This window comes from Sphingomonas chungangi, assembly GCF_013778325.1.
GTDB lineage: Bacteria > Pseudomonadota > Alphaproteobacteria > Sphingomonadales > Sphingomonadaceae > Solisphingomonas > Solisphingomonas chungangi.
The window spans coordinates 1-17335 of the sequence record NZ_JACEIB010000025.1 but is presented as its reverse complement, the minus strand read 5'-3'; the positions used below and the strand labels follow the sequence as shown (position 1 = coordinate 17335).

Here is a 17335-nt window from a genome sequence, read left to right as displayed (position 1 = left end):
ATATCACTGGACGGCAATCCGCCATCGCTCGACATTCGATCGCAAGCAAGAACGACAATGCCGTTTGGGAGAAGGGATATGCAGGAAGCGGCGATCGATAATGCCATCGCGAGCGGCCAGTTCTACGGCGATCCAAGCCGGAAATACGCTTTGTTCGCGCAACTGCGCCGCGAAGACCCGGTCCGCTGGACCGAGCCGGAAGGTTACCGCCCCTTCTGGACCGTCACCCGGCATGCGGACATCATCGAAATAGAGCGACAGAACGACCGTTTCCTCAACGAGCCTCGGTCACGCCTTCTCAGCATCGATTTCGAGCAGCGCGTCGCTGCGCTGATGGAGGGGAAGCCGCTGCTCGTCCAGTCGATGCATTCGATGGATGGCGATCACCATCGCGCCTATCGGCAGATCACCGCATCCTGGTTCATGCCCAAGCATCTCAAGAGGCTGGAGCAACAGGTCGGCGTGCGCGCGCGCGCGACCGTGGACACCCTGCTGGCCAGCGGACCGACGCTCGATTTCTATCGCGACGTGGCGGTCTGGTACCCGCTCAAGGTGATCATGCTTATCCTCGGCCTGCCCGACGCCGATGCCGTCCACCTGCAGCGGCTGACAAGTTCCTACTTCGGAGGCGGCGATCCTGAACAGCAGAAAGCGGGTGACGTCATCGATGCGGCGCAAGCCTTCCGGGAGTATTTTCAGGGGATTGTCGAGGAGCGCCGACGTAAGCCGACGGACGATGTTGCGAGCCTGATCGCCAACGCGGAAATCGATGGCCGGCCGATCGAGCCCTATCTCGCCTCGTCCTATTATATCGCGCTCGCCGCCGCCGGCCACGACACCACCAGCGCCTCGATCGCGGGCGGCCTGCTGGCGTTGATCCAGAATCCGAGCCAGTGGCAGGCGCTCAAGGCCGACGAGACGCTGATGGGCTCTGCGGTCGAGGAGATCATACGCTGGGTGGCGCCGATCAATCACTTCTTCCGCACGGCGAAGGAGGATTGTGAGTTCCAGGGTAAGCAGATCAAGGCGGGAGACAATCTAATGATGGTCTATCCTTCCGGAAATCGAGATGAGCAGGCGTTCGAGGAACCGGATCGATTCCGGATCGATCGACGTGCGAACCGCCATCTCGGCTTTGGCTTTGGCGTGCATCTGTGCCTCGGCGCCTTGCTCGCCAAGATGGAGATGCAAATACTCTTTCGTGAGCTGACGGCACGTGTATCTAGCTTTGAACTAAACGGTGATCCGGCGTGGGTCGAGACGACGTTCGTTGGTGGCTTGAAAAGGTTGCCTATCAAGTTAATTCTTTAAAAAGAGAAACCTCTCGCGCTCGAGCAGGAGGGTGTTGATATTCGGCGCAATACCCTCGTAGTTGACGAGGACGCGCGGCGTTCCAAATGTGCTGCAAGTATGATCGAAGCCCGCGGTGATCTGTCGATCATCGGTGACATCAACATGGGCAAACGCGCCCTGCGCGTGCTCGCCGCATCGAGCTTCACCGCAAGACACTGAACCGAAAGCTCGCGCTGAATCGCATCGCGCGGGCATCCCCCTGCGGACGGTGTGAAGCCGCCTCGCCGCTTCGAGCTCCACTCTGAACTGCTGCGCGAGTCGACCGGCAAGTTGATGAAGCGCAACCAGTTGAGCAATTCCGGGCGTGGAAATGTCTATTCCCCCGGATCCGCTTGAGCTGTTCGCCACGATCTCCGTCCGTTCGATTGATATCGAACGATTTTTACTGCGCGAATTGCAGCGAACGATGTTAGACCGTCCGCAGTCGTCTTTGGCGACCTGTCATCGTCGCATTGCTTCGATCATCTGCGTGCGTTTTCGAGCGGGTTGACCCTATCGATCCGCGTCGCGCGCGACACGAGGGGCAAGATGACCGACCATCCGCACGCCGGGGCAGCCGCCGCCAAGCGACAGCTCACCCCGTTGGAGCAACGGCGCAAGCATATCGCCAAGCTCAATCTCGATTTCACCGAGACCGATATTCCGCCCGGCAGCATGGGGCTGGCGCTGTCCGGCGGCGGCATCCGCAGTGCCACGATCTCGCTCGGCTTCGTACAGGCGATTACCCGCCACAAGCGGCTGCTCGATTTTGATTATCTGTCGACCGTGTCGGGCGGCGGTTATTTCGGGTCCTTCCTGCGCAGCCTGTTCGTGGCCGATTCCGATCGCGGCCGTACAGGAATGGCCGATCCGCTGCCCGATCTCGACGTGCGAGAGACCCAGGCCTTCGTCGAGGAGGTGCTCAGTTACGATGCCAAGCAGGAGTTGATCGACGACCCGATCCTGAAGAAGCAGGGCAAGGCCGGCAAAATCCGCAACCCGATCTGGTGGCTGCGCGAGCATGGCCGCTATCTCGCCCCCAACGGGCCGACCGACTACGGCTTCGCCATTGCCTATCTGGTGCGCAACTGGGTCGCCTTGCTCTACACCTTCACGATCGCCGCGGCGGCGATGTTCCTGGTGCTGCTCGCCTGCGAATGGGCGCTGCTGTGCTGCTGGCCGAAGCTGATCGCGTTCCTGCACTGGGGCGATTCGCCGGCTCGCTACACGTTCGACCTGCGAGTCGCGATCAAGGGACATGCCGCGCTCGATCTCGTATCGAAGGCGCGTTCCGGATGGTGCCTGAGCCCGCTGCTGGTGCTGCCCCCGCTCTTCCTGTTCTTCTCCTTGTGCTCCGGTGCCGCCTACTGGCTGACGGTGTCGCTGCGCACCGGCAACGCTTGGCTTGCCGGTGCCGGCAAGGCGAAGCAGCGGGACCCGGTTGCGCAATTCTGGCTGCAATGGCTGTTGATCCTGGCCTTGACCGCGGTGGCGACCGCACTGTTCTGCATCGAGAGCGGCGTCTATGCAGCGGGCTGGGCTGGGGCTGTCGATCATATGAGGACGATGGCGGCTCCGTGGTGGTTCATGCCCTTCGGCATTGTCCTCGCGCTGACCGCGCTCATAGTCGCCGTGCCCGTCGCGATCTGGACGGCGACGGGCGCGTCCGGCGATGCCTTCACCAACGAACTGCGCCGCCGCTTCACCGCGCTCGGCGCCGCGCTCAACCAGTGGGCCGTCGTCACGCTGGTGCTGGCGCTGATCGACACACTGGCGCTCGCTTTGCTCGGTCCGGGACGGGCCTGGCTGCTCGATCATCGGCTGGCGGGGCTGTTCGCCGCCCTGGTGCCCGCCGCCGCCTGGCTGATCAGCAAGGTCCCGCAATGGTTCGCCGGCGGCACGCTGGTCAAGTTCCTGGGCGAGCATGTCTGGACGGTGGCCCTGATCATCGGCGCGCTGCTGTTCGGCCTCGTCGCGCTCGGCGCCGATATCGTGGTGCAGTGGATCGCCTGGGCTGCGGCCCCCTGGTCCCCGGCGACGGGCATCGCCTGGACGCAGGCGGGGTCGCTGGGCGGCGCGGTGCTCGTGCTCTGCGTGATGACCGGGAGCTTTTCGGGCTTCATCAACCTGTCGTCGTTGTTCAGCCTCTATGCCGGCCGTCTCACCCGCGCCTATCTCGGCGCCTCGAACATCGTCCGGCTGCGCCTCGCCGCCGAGGCGGGCAGCAAGCCGATCACGGAGAATGATCCGAAGGATTATATCGACGTCTCCCGCTACCAGCAGTCGGCGAGCGCGGCGCCGATCCACCTGATCAACGCCACGCTCAACGAGACCCACAGTCGCGCCTGCTCCCAGCTGATCGACCGCGATCGCAAGGGCGTGCCCATCGTCTTCGCGCCGGACGGCATCCTCGTCGATCCCGCGCGCGCCGCGACGCTGCAACAGCAGGGCTTCTTCAGTTGGGCGGATCTCGCGAAGGAGCAGGTCGAATCGCTGAGCGTCGGCGATCTGTGCGCGATCTCCGGCGCGGCGGCGTCGTCCGCCATGGGCTCGCGCACCACGCTCGGCGGCGCGCTCGCCTTCACCTTCGCCAATATCCGGCTCGGCTACTGGTGGGCGGTGCGCGATCTGCTGCCCGAAGCGCAGACGATGAACACGCGACTTATCTGGCGGATATCCGTGGCCTGCACATGGCCGTTCCGTACCTATTTCTATCTCCGCAACGAGATGATCGCTGCCTATTCGCGCGAGAATCGTCGCGTCTATCTGACCGACGGTGGCCATTTCGAGAATAGCGGCACCTACGAGCTGCTTCGCCGCAAGGCGCGGGTCATCGTCACCTGCGACAACGGCGCCGATCCTGATTTCCAGTTCGAGGATCTGGAGGATCTGGTCCGCAAGGCGCGCATCGATCTCGGTCTTTCGGTCACGGTGGCCGGGCACGAGCAGGTCGAGCAGCTGGTCGGCAAGGGCGGCGCCACGCACTTCCTTAACGGCGATGCGCGCGGCTGGCGCGCCCGTGCCGGCATGAAGGGCGATACGGGCTGTGCTTTGCTGCTCGAGGTACACTCCGTCGCCACCGACGCGGCCCGGGCCGAGGGCTATCTCCATATCGAGCGCGAGGGCGTGATCGTCTGGGTGAAGCCACGCCTGTTCCACGGCCTGCCGCCCGACGTGACCGGCTACGGCGAGCGCAACCCGACCTTTCCGCAGCAGACCACAGGCGACCAGTTCTTCGATGAGGCCCAGTGGGAGAGCTATCGAGCGCTCGGCTATTCGCTCGGCGAGACGTTGCTGGGCGGGAGCGAGGCAGGGATCGATCTTTTCCGGAAACTGCTCCCAGGTGCTCCGCCGCCGCCGCCGGTGCGCAAACGCAGGTCAACCTCGGCGAAGCCGCCGCATCCGATCGTGGTGACGCGCTGATCGGCATTGCCGGAGGCCTCGGCCTTCGCCGACCCTTCCAAAATAGGATTGCGCCTGTCAGGGTCCCGGCCCGTATCGCGGCAAGGAGCCTGGAATGACCGTCACTCGTGCAGCTTTCGTCGCTTTCGGTGGTGCGCGATGAGCGTGGCGGTGCGCGCCGCCGTGCCTGGCGACGAAGGCGACATCCTGCGCATGATCCGCGCGCTCGCCGACTTCGAGCGCGAGCCGGACGCCGTCGTCGCGACCGAGACGATGCTGACGGAAAATCTGTTCGGCGAGAGCGCCCACGTTCATGCCCATATTGCCGAATGGGACGGCCGTGCGGTCGGCCTCGCGCTCTGGTTTCTGAACTATTCGACCTGGACGGGGCGCCCCGGCCTGTATCTCGAGGATCTGTTCGTCGATCCCACGACACGCAAGTCGGGCGTGGCGAAGGCGCTGATGGTCGCGTTGGCCGAGGAGGCGATGGCGCGGGGGTGCGCGCGGATGGACTGGGCAGTACTCGACTGGAACACCGAGGCTATGAAATTCTACGAACGCATCGGCGCGAAGCGGCACGAGGGTTGGCAGCCCTGGCGCGTCGAGGGCGAGGGGATCGCGAAGCTCGCGTTAACGGGCCAACCATTAACCGGGAAGTGACGAGGATCCGCTAGGCGGAAGCGACGATGATCGACCGCATCCTCCGCAAGGGCCGCGAGGCACTGCACCTCCGCTCCGCCCGCGCGGTGCTGGAGACGCCGCCGATCGTGCCGACGGCAGACCGCGTCGTGATCTTCTCGATGATCGGCACGCGGGTATTGCTGCCCTATCTGGTGGCTGTGAAGTCGCTCCATGCGCGGCTGCGGATCGGCCGCATCGCGATCCTCGACGACGGTTCGCTGACCGGCGGCGACAGGGCGGTGCTGGCGTGCCATCTGGGCAATCCCGAGATCCGCCCGATCCACGATGTCGATACCGGCCGCTGCCCGCGCGGCGGCACCTGGGAACGGCTGCTCACCCTGCTCGATCTGCGGGCCGACGACTATGTGATCCAGCTCGATTCAGACACTGTGACGGTGGGCGACGTGCCCGAGGTGCGGGCTGCGATCGAGGGCAATCACAGCTTCACCCTGATCGGCGATCCCGAGACCGATGGTGTCGGCGCACTTCCGCTGCCAGACTTCGTGGCGCATCGCTATCCGCAGGGTGCGCCTGCGGGCCACCTCCATATCCAGACCGCGATCGAGACGTGCTTCGGCGACTACCCAGATGCTGCCGGCCATCGCTACGTGCGCGGCTGTTCGGGCTTCACCGGCTTCGCGCGTGGCGGGCCGTCAGGGCGTCCCGAGGCCGAGGCCTTCTCGCAGGCCGGCGCGGTGCTGGTCGGCGCGGACCGCTGGACCGAATGGGGCACCGAGCAGGTCGCCTCCAGTTTCCTGCTCTCCAACGAGCCGGGCATGACGCCGCTGCCGTATAGCCGCTACCTCAACTACTGGAACGAGGCGCCCGATCCGGACGCGCGTTTCCTCCATTTCGTCGGCACGCATCGCTACTCGACGGCGGAGTATCGCCATCGTTCCGCGCAGGAAATCGCGAAGCTGAGGGCTTAGCCGCCGCCGAGCGTGTTGATCGTGAAGGCCAGCACGCCGAGGTTGAAGATGAAGGCGGCAAAGCAGTGGAAGGTCGCGACGATGCGCACCGACGTCGTCGTCATCTCGACGTCGGAGGTCTGGAAGGTCATCCCCAGCGTCAGGCTGAAATAGACGAAGTCCCAGTAATTGGGCTCCTTGGTGCTCGGGAAATCGAGCCCGCCGATATCCTCGCAGCCTTCGTCACCCGCTTCCTGGCTGTAGAACATATGGGCGTAGTGCAGCGCGTAGACGATGTTCGTGAACAGCCAACTGAGCAGCAGGGTCGCGATGATCAGCGCGACCTGCAATCCCTTGGGCGATCCTTTCTCGATCAGCTCGGAACCGACCGCGACCAGCACCACCAGCATCACCGCGCCGGTGATGCCGAGCAGCACGGCGCGATTGGCGTCGTTGCGCTCGGCATGGACGCGCATCTCCCTAGCGTGCGGAGTCTTCAGCAGCGGCCAGATCGAGACCAGAAATATGACGGCGGCAATGTCGAATGCCGCCATCGTTCCCTGCCGCCAGCCCAGCAGCGGCTGCAGGATCGGTAGCCCCGCGATCAGGATCAGCACGAAGGCGATGAAGCGCGGCGGCGCGATCCGCCGGCCGAGGTGGAGCGAGAGAGCCATGGGACGACCATAGCGCCCGCCGCCCCGCCGTCGCGTGAAATCTTCGTCAGCCCTTCCCGCGCGAACGGGAAGGGCTGACGCCCGGAATCACTTCGGCGCGAGCAGCTTGTCGAGACCGGTCTCGCCCTTGCCGGTCTTCACCAGCGTCGGGTAGCGCAGGCCGCCGCTCCAGGTGAGCGCGATGTCGCGATACTGGTCGGCCTGCTTGATCAGCAGGTGGATCGGCTGGTTGGTGCCTTTGGCCGCCGCGATCGCGCTGGCCAGCAACGCCTTGCTGTAGTCCCGCCCATTCACCGCCAGCAGCTTGGAACCGACCGTGATGCCCGCCTGGAAGGCCGGGCTGCCCCAGAAGACGCCGCCGATCTGCCCCTTGGCGTCGCCGGTGCTGATCGTCAGGCCGATCGAGTAGCTGAGATCGTTGATCTTGCGCCCCTTCTCGCGCTGCAGCCACCAGTTCGTCGGTGTGTCCTGATAGACCAGCTTGTACCCGCCGCGTGTGATCCAATCGAGCGGGAACCTGGCGCCCGGCTGGTTGATCCGCTCGTTGAGGAAGCCCGCCCAATCATAGGGCATCACCTTGTTCAGCCCATCGACCACGTCCTGGAAGGTGTAGGGCAGCACGCCCCAGTCGCGATCGCGCACGCCGAAGAAGATGCGCGCGAAATCATCGAGCGACTTCTTGCCCCCGGTCTTCTCCCGGATCAGCTGGTCGGCATCGAGCCACACGAGCTTGCCGGCCTCGTAATAGTCCTCGGACCATTGGAAGCTCGTCCAACCCTTGGGGCGGCGCTGGGCGATGATCGGATCGTTGGTGGTGTCTTCCACCGATCGCCAGTCCTTGGCGGGGCTGTTCTGGTAATAGGCTGCCGTCGCTGCGAGTGAGTCGAGGATCTCCTGCTTGGTGCCGAGGCCGGATCGTGCCTGCAGCACATAACCCCAATATTGCGTCTGGCCTTCATAGACCCACAGCAGGGTGTCCTGCATCGGGGTGCGATAGTCGGGCGTCCACAAATCGGCGGGGCGGCGGAACTTGCCGTCCCAGCTGTGGGTGAATTCGTGCGCCAGCAGGTTGCGATCGGGCGCCTTGCTGGCCCAGCCGGTGAAATAGTCGGCACCGGTGCCGTCTTCCGACGAGCGATGATGCTCGAGCCCCTCGCCGCCCAGCGTGTCCGAGAGGGTGAAGAGGAAATCGTAATGGTCGTAATGCTGCACGCCGAACAGCTTCACCGCCTGAGCGACCAGCGCCCTGTGCGGCGCCAGCTGCTCCGGCGTCGCGACGAGCTGGTCGGGCCGGTCGGCGGCGATGTCCAGCTTCACGCCGGGCGCCAGATCATGGCTCACCATGTTATGGCCGGCGATGACCGGGGAATCGACCAGCGTCTCGAAATCGACGGTCGGATAGGTCACGCTGTCGCCCGACAGGCCCGGAGCCAGCGCCGTCGCCGACTTCCAGCCCTTCGGATATTGCACGCTCGCCGAGAAGGGGATCTGGCGGACGAAGTATCCGGCCGGATAGAGCGCCACCGCATCCCATTGCAGGCTCAGCATGTCGGGGGTCATGACCACGCGGCCCTGATCGGACTTCGTGGGCGAGAGATACTGGAAGGTCGCGGTCACAGCCTTCGCGCCGGCCGGCAGGTCGAGGTGGAAGGCGAAGACGTCGACCGTGTCGCGTACCCAGGGAATGGCCTTGCCGTCGACCGTGAAGGTGATGCCGGCAATCTTGCTGATCTCGCCGGTCGGGCTGTGATTGCCGGGCAGCCACTTGGGAAGCAGGAGGGTGAGCTTGCCGCCCTCCGCGACCGGGATCACTTCCTTCACCGAGAAGATGCCGCGTGTCACGTCGGTCGCGTCGACCGACAGCTTGATGGTGCCACCCGGATAGGCGAGATCCTTCGGCGCCGGGATGGTGTCGGTAATGGTGACCGGCTGCGGCAGGCTGTTGCCGGCGGGCTGCATCTGGGCCGATGCGGCGCCGGCGATCAGCGCCAGCGGTGCCGCGCCCAGCGCGAGGCGGGACGATGTGAACATGATAAGCGACTCTCCGGATACGCGGAAAAGACGCTTATTTGCGCGCTCCGAACCGGACGTCCAGAGCGCGCAACATCATTTCAAATGTTTCAAAGTGCCTTCGCGCCCGCGTCTGTACCCGTCTCGGCCTTCTTTTTGGCCGCCAGATCGATCGCCTCGACGATCACCTTGCGCGCTTCCTCGGCATCGCCCCAGGTGCCGATGCGCACCCACTTCTGCTTTTCGAGATCCTTGTAGTGGGTGAAGAAATGCTCGATCTGCTGCATCACGATCTCGGGCAGATCGCCCTTCTCTCCGACTTCGTTGTAATAAGGGAAGGTCTTGTTGTCGGGCACGGTGATCAGCTTCTCGTCGCCGCCGGCCTCGTCCTCCAGCCGCAGCACCGCGATGGGCCGCACGCGCACGACCGATCCCGGCACGAAGGGCGAGCGCGCGATCACCAGCGCATCGAGCGGATCGCCGTCCGGCGAGAGCGTGTGCGGCACGAAGCCGTAATTCGCCGGATAGCGCATCGGCGTGTGCAGGATGCGATCGACGAAGAGCGCGCCCGACTTCTTGTCGAACTCGTACTTCACCGGCTCGCCGCCCACCGGCACCTCGATGATGACGTTGAGTTCGTGCGGCGGATTGGCCCCGACGGGGATGAGATCGATGTTCATAGCGTGGTGCGGATAGCGGTTCGGATATGACAATCACAAGCGTCTTATTGTGCGATTGCGAATGATATTTTCCCTTTTGAGGAATTAGGTTAGGAGGCCGCCCCCATGGCACGACCGGAAACCCCCAAGCCCATTCGCGGAACGCAGGATCTGTTCGGGGATTCGGCGCGGCGGCATCATGCCGTGGTCGAGGCCTTCGAGCGGGTGCGGAAGCTGTACGGCTTCCAGCAGGTCCAGGTGCCGATCTTCGAGGCGACCGCCGTCTTCGCCCGCTCGATCGGCGAGACCACCGACGTCGTCTCCAAGGAAATGTACACGTTCGAGGATCGCGGCGGGGATTCGCTGACGCTCCGGCCCGAGTTCACCGCCGGCCTGTGCCGCGCCTATCTGACCGAGGGCTGGCAGCAGTTCGCACCGCTCAAGCTCGCCACTCATGGCCCGGTGTTCCGCTACGAGCGGCCGCAGAAGGGGCGCTATCGCCAGTTCCACCAGATCGACGCCGAGGTGATCGGCGCGGCCGAGCCTTCCGCCGACGTCGAGCTGCTGGTGCTCGCCGACCAGCTGCTCAAGGAGCTGAAGGTCGACGACGGCGTGACGCTCCAGCTCAACACGCTGGGCGATTCCGAGACGCGCGATGCGTGGCGGCAGGCGCTGGTGGCGCATTTCGAAGGGCATCGCGGCGATCTCTCCGAGGACAGCCAGACGCGCCTCGACAAGAACCCGCTGCGCATCCTCGATTCCAAGGACCCGAGGGATCGCTCGATCGCGGATGCCGCGCCGGGCATCGACGATCATATGTCGAGCGAGGCCGGCGCCTTCTTCGAGGCGGTGACCAGGGGGCTGGATGCGGCGGGCGTGGCGTGGACGCGCAACGCGCGGCTGGTGCGTGGCCTCGATTATTACCGCCACACCGCCTTCGAGTTCGTGACCGACCGGCTCGGCGCGCAGGGCACGGTGCTGGGCGGCGGCCGCTATGACGGGCTGATCGAGACGCTCGGCGGCCCGCACACGCCGGCGGTCGGCTGGGCGGCGGGCATCGAGCGGCTGGGGATGCTCATTCATCCGCCGATCGCGGAGCGCCCTGAAATCGTTGTCGCTGTCGAGGACGATCAGCTTCAGCAAATTGGCACGAAGCTGGTTTCGGGCTTGCGTCGCAAGGGTGTTGCGACGGAGGTTATTGCCTCCGGTTCAGTGAAGAAGCGCTTTGATCGAGCGATGAAGCTTGATCCTCGCCTTGTTCTCTCGCTCAACACGCATGCCCTTGGCACGCATGACATCGCGCGAGCCAAGCTGAAAACGCTCGGCGTCGTAATCGGTCAGGGCCGAGACGCCGCTGGACCGGCGCTCGATGACCTGCTGCTCGAATACTTCGATGTCGTCGGGACTTGGAGCGAGGGTGGCGAAGTGATCTTGCGCATGAAGGGTGCGCCTACCGCATGACCTCCATCTCCGCCGAACGCATTGCCCAGATCGAGGGCCGGCGCGATGAGCTGCAGGCGTCTATGGCGCGTGCGGACTTGCCGCCCGAGCAGTTCGTCCAGCTCTCCAAGGATTATGCCGAGATCGAGCCGGTCGCGCGCGCGGCGGCCGAGGTGCGGCGGCTGCGCGCCGAGCTGGCGGTGCTCACCGGCATGGGCGAGGACCCTGATCCCGAGATCCGCGCAATGGCGGCCGAGGAGATCGAGACGATCAAGGATCGCCTGCCTAGCGCTGAGCGCCACCTCGCCATCTCGCTCCTGCCCAAGGACGCCGCCGACGAGCGCTCCGCCATCCTCGAGATCCGCGCCGGCACCGGCGGCGACGAGGCGGCGCTCTTCGCGGGCGACCTGTTCCGCATGTACCAGCGCTATGCCGACACGCAGGGTTGGCGGGTCGAGCTGATGTCCGCCAACGCCGCCGAGATGGGCGGCTACAAGGAGGTCGTCGCCTCCGTCACCGGGCAGGGCGTGTTCGCGCGTCTCAAGTTCGAGAGCGGGGTGCACCGCGTCCAGCGCGTGCCCGTCACCGAGAGCGGCGGGCGCATCCACACCTCCGCCGCCACCGTCGCGGTGCTGCCTGAGGCGGAGGAGGTCGATGTGAAGATCGACGACAAGGATCTGCGCATCGACGTCTATCGCTCGTCGGGGCCGGGCGGGCAGTCGGTCAACACCACGGATTCGGCGGTGCGGATCACCCACCTGCCGACCGGGCTCGTCGTCATCCAGCAGGACGAGAAGAGCCAGCACAAGAACAAGGCCAAGGCGATGAAGGTGCTGCGCGCGCGTCTCTATGAGCAGGAGCGCGAGCGGCTGGCGTCCGAGCGGGCGGGATCGCGCAAGGCGATGGTGGGGTCGGGCGACCGATCCGAGCGCATCCGCACCTACAATTTCCCGCAGGGGCGGGTGACCGACCACCGCATCAACCTGACGCTTCACCGCCTGCCCGAAATCCTGCAGGGCCAGATGGACGAGCTGATCGGCGCGCTGATCGCCGAGGACGAGGCGGGAAGGCTCGCCGCGCTGGACGATGTCGCCGCCTGAGACGATCGGGGCGGCGATCCGGGCGGCTGCCGTGCGGCTGACCGAGATATCCGAGACGCCACGGCTCGATGCCGAGCTGCTGATGGCGGAGGCGCTGGGGGTGACGCGCGAGGTGATGCTGTTGGGTGGCCTCCACCTCCCGTTCGTCCCGAGCGAAGTCGGGGGGCCAAAGGCGGGCGTTGCGCTTGGGGCACGTGTCTCGACTTCGCTCGACACGAACGGTGTGTTTGAGGCTTTGGTCGAGAGGCGGGTGGCTGGTGAGCCGATCGCCTACATCCTCGGTTATCGCGACTTCTGGACGATCCGCTTGCAGGTCGGCCCCGGTGTTCTCATCCCGCGCCCCGACAGCGAGACGCTGATCGAGGCGGCCGTCGCCCATTTTGCGGGAATGCCCGGCCCGAAGCGTATCCTCGATCTCGGCACCGGCTCGGGCGCGCTGCTGCTCGCTGCGCTCGACAAATGGCCGGAGGCGACCGGCGTCGGCATCGATCGCTCCCCGCAGGCCCTCGCCATCGCGCAATCCAATGCTGAAGCCCTCGACATGGCCGATCGCGCGCAAATCCTCGCAGGCGGCTGGTCCGGCACCGGCGAAGCTTTCGACCTGATCCTGTGCAACCCGCCCTATATCGGCACGGCCGAGCCGCTCGCCCGCGACGTGATCGATTATGAGCCGCACTCCGCCCTCTTCGCCGGCGCCGATGGCCTCGACGACTATCGCGCCATCGCGCCCCTGCTCCCCGCGCAGATCGTCCCCGGCGGCGTCGCCTGCATCGAGATCGGCGCGACGCAAGGCGCCTCGGTCGCCTCGTTCATGGCTTCGCAAGGGCTGGTGGTGCATATCCGCCACGACCTCGCGGGTCTCGATCGCTGCCTCGTGGCAAGGCGGCGGTAGAACGCATATTTGACTTGGTTTTGCCGTTCAGGCGCACTACATGGTGTCGAGGAACGGGGGCACATCAGCATCGGAACGCAGGTTTCCTAGGCTGTTGCCCCATGCCGAAACCGATGGCCTGTTGCTTCCGGGAGTGGAAGCAGCGACGCGGATCAGGCGCACGCCCGGCGTGTGCCCAGTCGCCGGCGCGGCCATGGATCGGACAAACGGATCGCCGGGATGGCCCGGATGATGACGCCGGAATTTGACCGGCAGGAGTGGTGACTTTCAAAAGGCCACAAGAACGAGGACTCTCAGACGTTGATCAACAATCGGCAGAACGGCCGTCGCCGTGGCCGTGGTGGTGGCCCGCAGCAGATGCGCGGTCCCAACAACGGTGGCGACAGGGGCAACCGGATCGACAACCGGGCGCGTGGCAACGCCGCCCAGCTCCTTGAGAAATACAAGAATCTCGCGCGCGATGCCCAGACCCAGGGCGACCGGGTGATGACCGAATATTATCACCAGTTCGCGGACCATTATTTCCGGGTGCTGGCGGAGTCGCGCTCGCGCTTCGAGGATCAGAACCAGCAGCATCAGCAGCGCCGCCAGCGCTTCGACAACGAAGATTTCGATGGCGAGGGCTATGAGGGCGAGGCCGGCGATGAGGCGGCCGAGACCGAAGCGCGTGAGCCGCAGCCGGAACAGCAGCAATACCGCCGCGATCGAGGCGACCGCGAGGATCGCGGCAATCGTCGCGATGACCGTGAAGACCGTGGCAATCGCGAAGATCGCGGCAACCGCCGCGAGCGCCGCGATTATCGCGAGCCTGTCGCTGCCGCACCGGTGGTCGAGGAAGCACCACCCGTCGAGGCTGCGCAGCCTGTCGCCATCGAGGAAGAGACACCCAAGCCGCGTCGTGGTCGTCCGCGCAAGGTGAAGCCCGAGGCCGAGGCGCCGCCGCGCATCGAGGTCGATCGCCTGCCGCCGTCCTTCTCTGCCGTGGCCGACGAGGGCGCGAACGAAGAAGCCGCCGAGCCCGCGCCGCGCAAGCGCCGCACCCGCCGCGCCTCGCCCGAGGCCGACGTCGCGGCGTGATCCCGGCTGATCGTGAACGAAAGAGGGCGTCGCTCCGATAAGGAGCGGCGCCCTTTTCTATTCTCCGTTCGCCCTGAGCTTGTCGAAGGGCTGTCGTTCTTCGTTCGGCGCGGATGAAGGAAAGGCAGGGCTTCGACAAGCTCAGCCCGAACGGGAAGAGGCTCTATCCGTGTTCTACCGGTCTCGGCCGATGCGCCTCGTCCAGCGCCACGAAGGTGAACAGCCCCTCCGTCATCTTCACCTCGTTCGCTCCGCGATCGCGGCTGGCGATCACCTCGATCCGGACCGCGATCGAGGTTCGGCCTACACGCTCCACCCAGGCATAGAGCGAGATCAGGTCGTGCAGCAGGATCGGCGAGATGAAGGCCATCGATTCGATCGCCACGGTCGCGACCGCGCCGCCAGCGCGTCGCGCGGCGACGATGCCGCCGGCGATGTCCATCTGCGAGAGCACCCAGCCGCCGAAGATATGGCCGTTGGCGTTGATATCGCCCGGCATCGGGACAACGCGCAGGATTGGTTCGCGTGCATCTATCATCGCGGTCTTTCGTCGAAGGGATCGTCTACCTTCTCGTCATGGCCGCTGCCGTGCGAGAGGAAGATTAGGCTCATCAGCCCGGTGCCGACCAGAACGGTGAGGAACACGCCGAGCGCGGTGGCGATCACGATCGTCGTCGTCATCGGTGTGCCGCCCTCGTACAGATAGGCCAGCGCGCCGATCACGCAGGCGATCCCCAGCAGCGTCATCCACCGCATGATCGCGCGGAAACGGGCCCAGGCACGCGGATTGGCGATGCGCGTGTCGGGAACGGGATCGGGCCTCGGCATGGCTTTCCATTGCGCCCCGGACGTGGGATGATCAACCCGGCCGGCGCAAAGGGCCGGCTCGTCAACGAGAATGAGAGGAGCCGGCATGACGATCGCGGCGATACTCCAGAACAAGGGCGCGGAGATCATCTCCGCAGGCCCGGACCAGCGCGTGGGTGAGGTGGTTAAGCTGCTCGCCGAGCGGCGCATCGGCGCGGTGCCGGTGATCGCCGGCGGGCGCGTTGAGGGAATCTTCTCCGAGCGCGACGTGATCTACCGTCTTGCCGAGGAAGGTCCGAGCGCGCTCGACCGGCGCGTCTCCGAAGTGATGACCTCGCCTGCGCTGACCGTGGAGAAGGATACGCCGATCATGTCGGCACTGGCGTTGATGACACAGAGGCGCATCCGCCACCTGCCGGTGGTTGAGGGCGGTGCGGTGGTTGGGCTGGTGTCGATCGGCGATCTGGTGAAGCTGCGCATCGATCGCATCGAGGCCGATGCGGAAGCGATGCGTCTCTATATCGCCGGCAACTGATCAGGCGGCGGCCGGCTTACCCCGGCCGCGCGCCATCGCCAGCGCCTGGTTCACGATGTCGCGTGCGAACAGCAGCACGAAGCCGGCATAGGCGGCCACGCCCACCGGCACGAGCGTCGCGAGCCTCGCCGGTGGCGCCAGCGGCGGCAGAAGGTGGTCGACACCCGTCACCACCGCGCCCATCGCCAGTGCGGCGGCGAGCGGCGGCAGCACGGCCTGCCCCAGCCGCGTCCAGCTGAGGCCGAGCACGGGCAGCGAAAGGCTCGAAGACAGCAGCACCAGCAAAGGCATCGACACCACCCACGCGGCGGCCATCCCGATCGGACCGAAGCCCACGCCCACCGCAAACGCGACCGGCAGTACCACCGCGCCGGTCGCGGACGTGATCGCCGCGATCTTGGGCTTGCCCAGCGCGTTGGTGGCGGGCGGATAGAGGACGTGCAGGGTCGTGAACGGCATGGCGAAAGCGAGCAGCCGCACCAGCGGCACCGCCTCGGCCCATTTCGGTCCCATCACCGTCAGTACCAGCGGCTCGGCGGTCGCGGCCAGCCCGATGAAACAGGGCATCGCGGCCACCATGATGATGGACAGCGCCTTGGCGAAGCTCCACGCGACCGCGCTGCGATCCGCCTGCATACGGGCATAAGCCGGGAAGGCGACCTCGTTCAGGGCCGGCACGAACTTGTTGATGAACAGCTGGGTGAGGAACAGCCCTTCCGAATAGAGGCCGAGCATGTGCGCGTCGAAGCGGCGGCCGGCGATGAAGGTGTCGGCCTGGTTCTGCACGAACCACAGCACGTCGCTTACCAGTACCATGCCGCCATATCCGAACATCGCGCCCGCGCCCGCGAGCGCGAAGCGCGGCCGGATCCACCAGCGGCCGAGCGCCTGAAGCAGGATCGCGCGCGTCCAGAACATGACGATCGGTGCGATCACCAGCGTCCACACGCCGAGTCCCGCGATTGCGCAGGCCGGCCCGGCGATCGCGCCGCTCAGCGCGGCGGCGAGGTTGGCGCGTGCCTGCGTCTTGAAGTCGATGTTCCGGCTGAGCATCGCCTGCGGCACGACGATGAAAGGCGTGGTGAGGTGCAGCAGGCACTGGACGCGCAGCATCAGCGTCAGCCCGGGCTGGTGGAAATAATCGGCCGCGAGCGGCGCCATCAGGAATTGCACGGCGGCCATGCCGAAGTTCATGAGGATCAGCATGCCGAAAACCTGACCCGCCCTGCGCTGGTCGAGCTGCTCGGCCTGCACCAGCGAGGAAGCGAAGCTGTAACCGTTAAGCAGCTGGGCGAGGCCGATCACCACCTGCGTCATCGCGAACAGGCCATAGTCGCCCGGTGTAAGCAGCCGGAGTACCAGGAAGGTCGATCCCCACATCACCAGCTGGCCGGCGAACTGGCTGCCCGATCGCCAGATCACCGCGCTGCGGATTCGCGTGCTCATCCCGCCCGATTCCGCCGATTCCCGATCTTCACGAATCGCCGACACCCGATTCTCCACGCTCTGCATGGACAGGATATGCGCTGACGGGGGTTAAGAAAGCCCGGATTCCGGGCACTTCGGCAATGACCGCAACAAAATTGCAAAACCCGGTTGACGCAGGGGACGACCGCCCATAGATAGCCCCTCGTCAACGGCGCTTCGCCAACAGCGAAACGCGGTTCACCGCTACATCGGCAGCCACACTGCCCCGACCGAAAGGGAGGGACAAGGGGTTGTCGGCGCAGCGGTTCGTTCTTTCTCATTGTTGGTTGGATGAAGGGACATGCGGGCGGCGGCTCGGCGTGCGATGGTGGCCTCTGGGCATCATCACGT

Annotated in this window: 15 protein-coding genes; 9 read left to right on the top strand and 6 right to left on the bottom strand. The window is 65.5% G+C overall.

Annotated features, from left to right (window positions below):
* Nucleotides 1–78: 78 nt before the first annotated feature.
* The 4 genes from HZF05_RS14375 (at nucleotide 79) to HZF05_RS14360 (ending at nucleotide 6344) form a co-directional block, all read left to right on the top strand.
* A complete protein-coding gene (locus tag HZF05_RS14375; RefSeq protein ID WP_160365271.1) occupies nucleotides 79–1311 on the top strand; it encodes a cytochrome P450 in 1233 nt (410 codons plus the stop codon).
* Between the two features lie 570 nt (nucleotides 1312–1881).
* Nucleotides 1882–4755, top strand: a complete 2874-nt coding sequence (locus HZF05_RS14370; protein WP_160365270.1) for a patatin-like phospholipase domain-containing protein — start codon at nucleotides 1882–1884, stop codon at nucleotides 4753–4755.
* 138 nt (nucleotides 4756–4893) lie between these two features.
* A complete protein-coding gene (locus tag HZF05_RS14365; protein ID WP_160365269.1) occupies nucleotides 4894–5394 on the top strand; it encodes a GNAT family N-acetyltransferase in 501 nt (166 codons plus the stop codon).
* Nucleotides 5395–5420: 26 nt separating this feature from the next.
* A complete protein-coding gene (locus HZF05_RS14360) occupies nucleotides 5421–6344 on the top strand; it encodes a hypothetical protein (protein ID WP_160365268.1) in 924 nt (307 codons plus the stop codon).
* Here HZF05_RS14360 and HZF05_RS14355 read toward each other — a convergent pair.
* The 3 genes from HZF05_RS14355 to ppa all read right to left on the bottom strand — a co-directional run bounded on the left by HZF05_RS14355 (nucleotide 6341) and on the right by ppa (nucleotide 9687).
* A complete protein-coding gene (locus HZF05_RS14355) occupies nucleotides 6341–6997 on the bottom strand; it encodes a DUF1345 domain-containing protein (protein WP_160365267.1) in 657 nt (218 codons plus the stop codon). The two genes, HZF05_RS14360 and HZF05_RS14355, sit on opposite strands and share 4 nt — an antisense overlap.
* An 87-nt stretch (nucleotides 6998–7084) precedes the next feature.
* A complete protein-coding gene (locus HZF05_RS14350) occupies nucleotides 7085–9028 on the bottom strand; it encodes a M61 family metallopeptidase (RefSeq protein ID WP_181638883.1) in 1944 nt (647 codons plus the stop codon).
* 89 nt (nucleotides 9029–9117) lie between these two features.
* Complete coding sequence (gene ppa / locus HZF05_RS14345; protein ID WP_160365266.1) at nucleotides 9118–9687, bottom strand: inorganic diphosphatase; 570 nt, start codon at nucleotides 9685–9687, stop codon at nucleotides 9118–9120.
* Nucleotides 9688–9792: 105 nt separating this feature from the next.
* Between ppa and hisS the strand changes: the two genes are divergently transcribed.
* The 4 genes from hisS to HZF05_RS14325 all read left to right on the top strand — a co-directional run bounded on the left by hisS (nucleotide 9793) and on the right by HZF05_RS14325 (nucleotide 14175).
* The gene (gene hisS, locus HZF05_RS14340; RefSeq protein WP_160365265.1) at nucleotides 9793–11127 is read left to right on the top strand and encodes a histidine--tRNA ligase; all 1335 of its coding nucleotides are present in this window, start codon (nucleotides 9793–9795) and stop codon (nucleotides 11125–11127) included.
* A complete protein-coding gene (prfA, locus tag HZF05_RS14335) occupies nucleotides 11124–12206 on the top strand; it encodes a peptide chain release factor 1 (protein WP_160365264.1) in 1083 nt (360 codons plus the stop codon). The genes hisS and prfA overlap by 4 nt, the downstream gene beginning before the upstream one ends.
* The gene (gene prmC / locus HZF05_RS14330; RefSeq protein WP_160365263.1) at nucleotides 12193–13098 is read left to right on the top strand and encodes a peptide chain release factor N(5)-glutamine methyltransferase; all 906 of its coding nucleotides are present in this window, start codon (nucleotides 12193–12195) and stop codon (nucleotides 13096–13098) included. Before prfA ends, prmC begins: the two co-directional genes overlap by 14 nt.
* A gap of 300 nt (nucleotides 13099–13398) precedes the next feature.
* Nucleotides 13399–14175, top strand: a complete 777-nt coding sequence (locus tag HZF05_RS14325; protein WP_160365262.1) for a DUF4167 domain-containing protein — start codon at nucleotides 13399–13401, stop codon at nucleotides 14173–14175.
* A 163-nt stretch (nucleotides 14176–14338) separates the two neighbouring features.
* Here HZF05_RS14325 and HZF05_RS14320 read toward each other — a convergent pair whose 3' ends face one another.
* On the bottom strand, nucleotides 14339–14713 hold the full coding sequence (locus HZF05_RS14320) for an acyl-CoA thioesterase (RefSeq protein ID WP_160365261.1): 375 nt from the start codon (nucleotides 14711–14713) through the stop codon (nucleotides 14339–14341).
* On the bottom strand, nucleotides 14710–15003 hold the full coding sequence (locus HZF05_RS14315; protein ID WP_160365260.1) for a hypothetical protein: 294 nt from the start codon (nucleotides 15001–15003) through the stop codon (nucleotides 14710–14712). Before HZF05_RS14315 ends, HZF05_RS14320 begins: the two co-directional genes overlap by 4 nt.
* Nucleotides 15004–15088: 85 nt before the next feature.
* Here HZF05_RS14315 and HZF05_RS14310 point away from each other — a divergent pair, with 85 nt between their 5' ends.
* Complete coding sequence (locus HZF05_RS14310) at nucleotides 15089–15517, top strand: CBS domain-containing protein (protein ID WP_160365259.1); 429 nt, start codon at nucleotides 15089–15091, stop codon at nucleotides 15515–15517.
* Here HZF05_RS14310 and HZF05_RS14305 read toward each other — a convergent pair whose 3' ends face one another.
* Nucleotides 15518–16963, bottom strand: coding sequence for an oligosaccharide flippase family protein (locus tag HZF05_RS14305; protein WP_160365258.1), 1446 nt, complete (start codon nucleotides 16961–16963; stop codon nucleotides 15518–15520).
* Nucleotides 16964–17335: the final 372 nt, after the last annotated feature.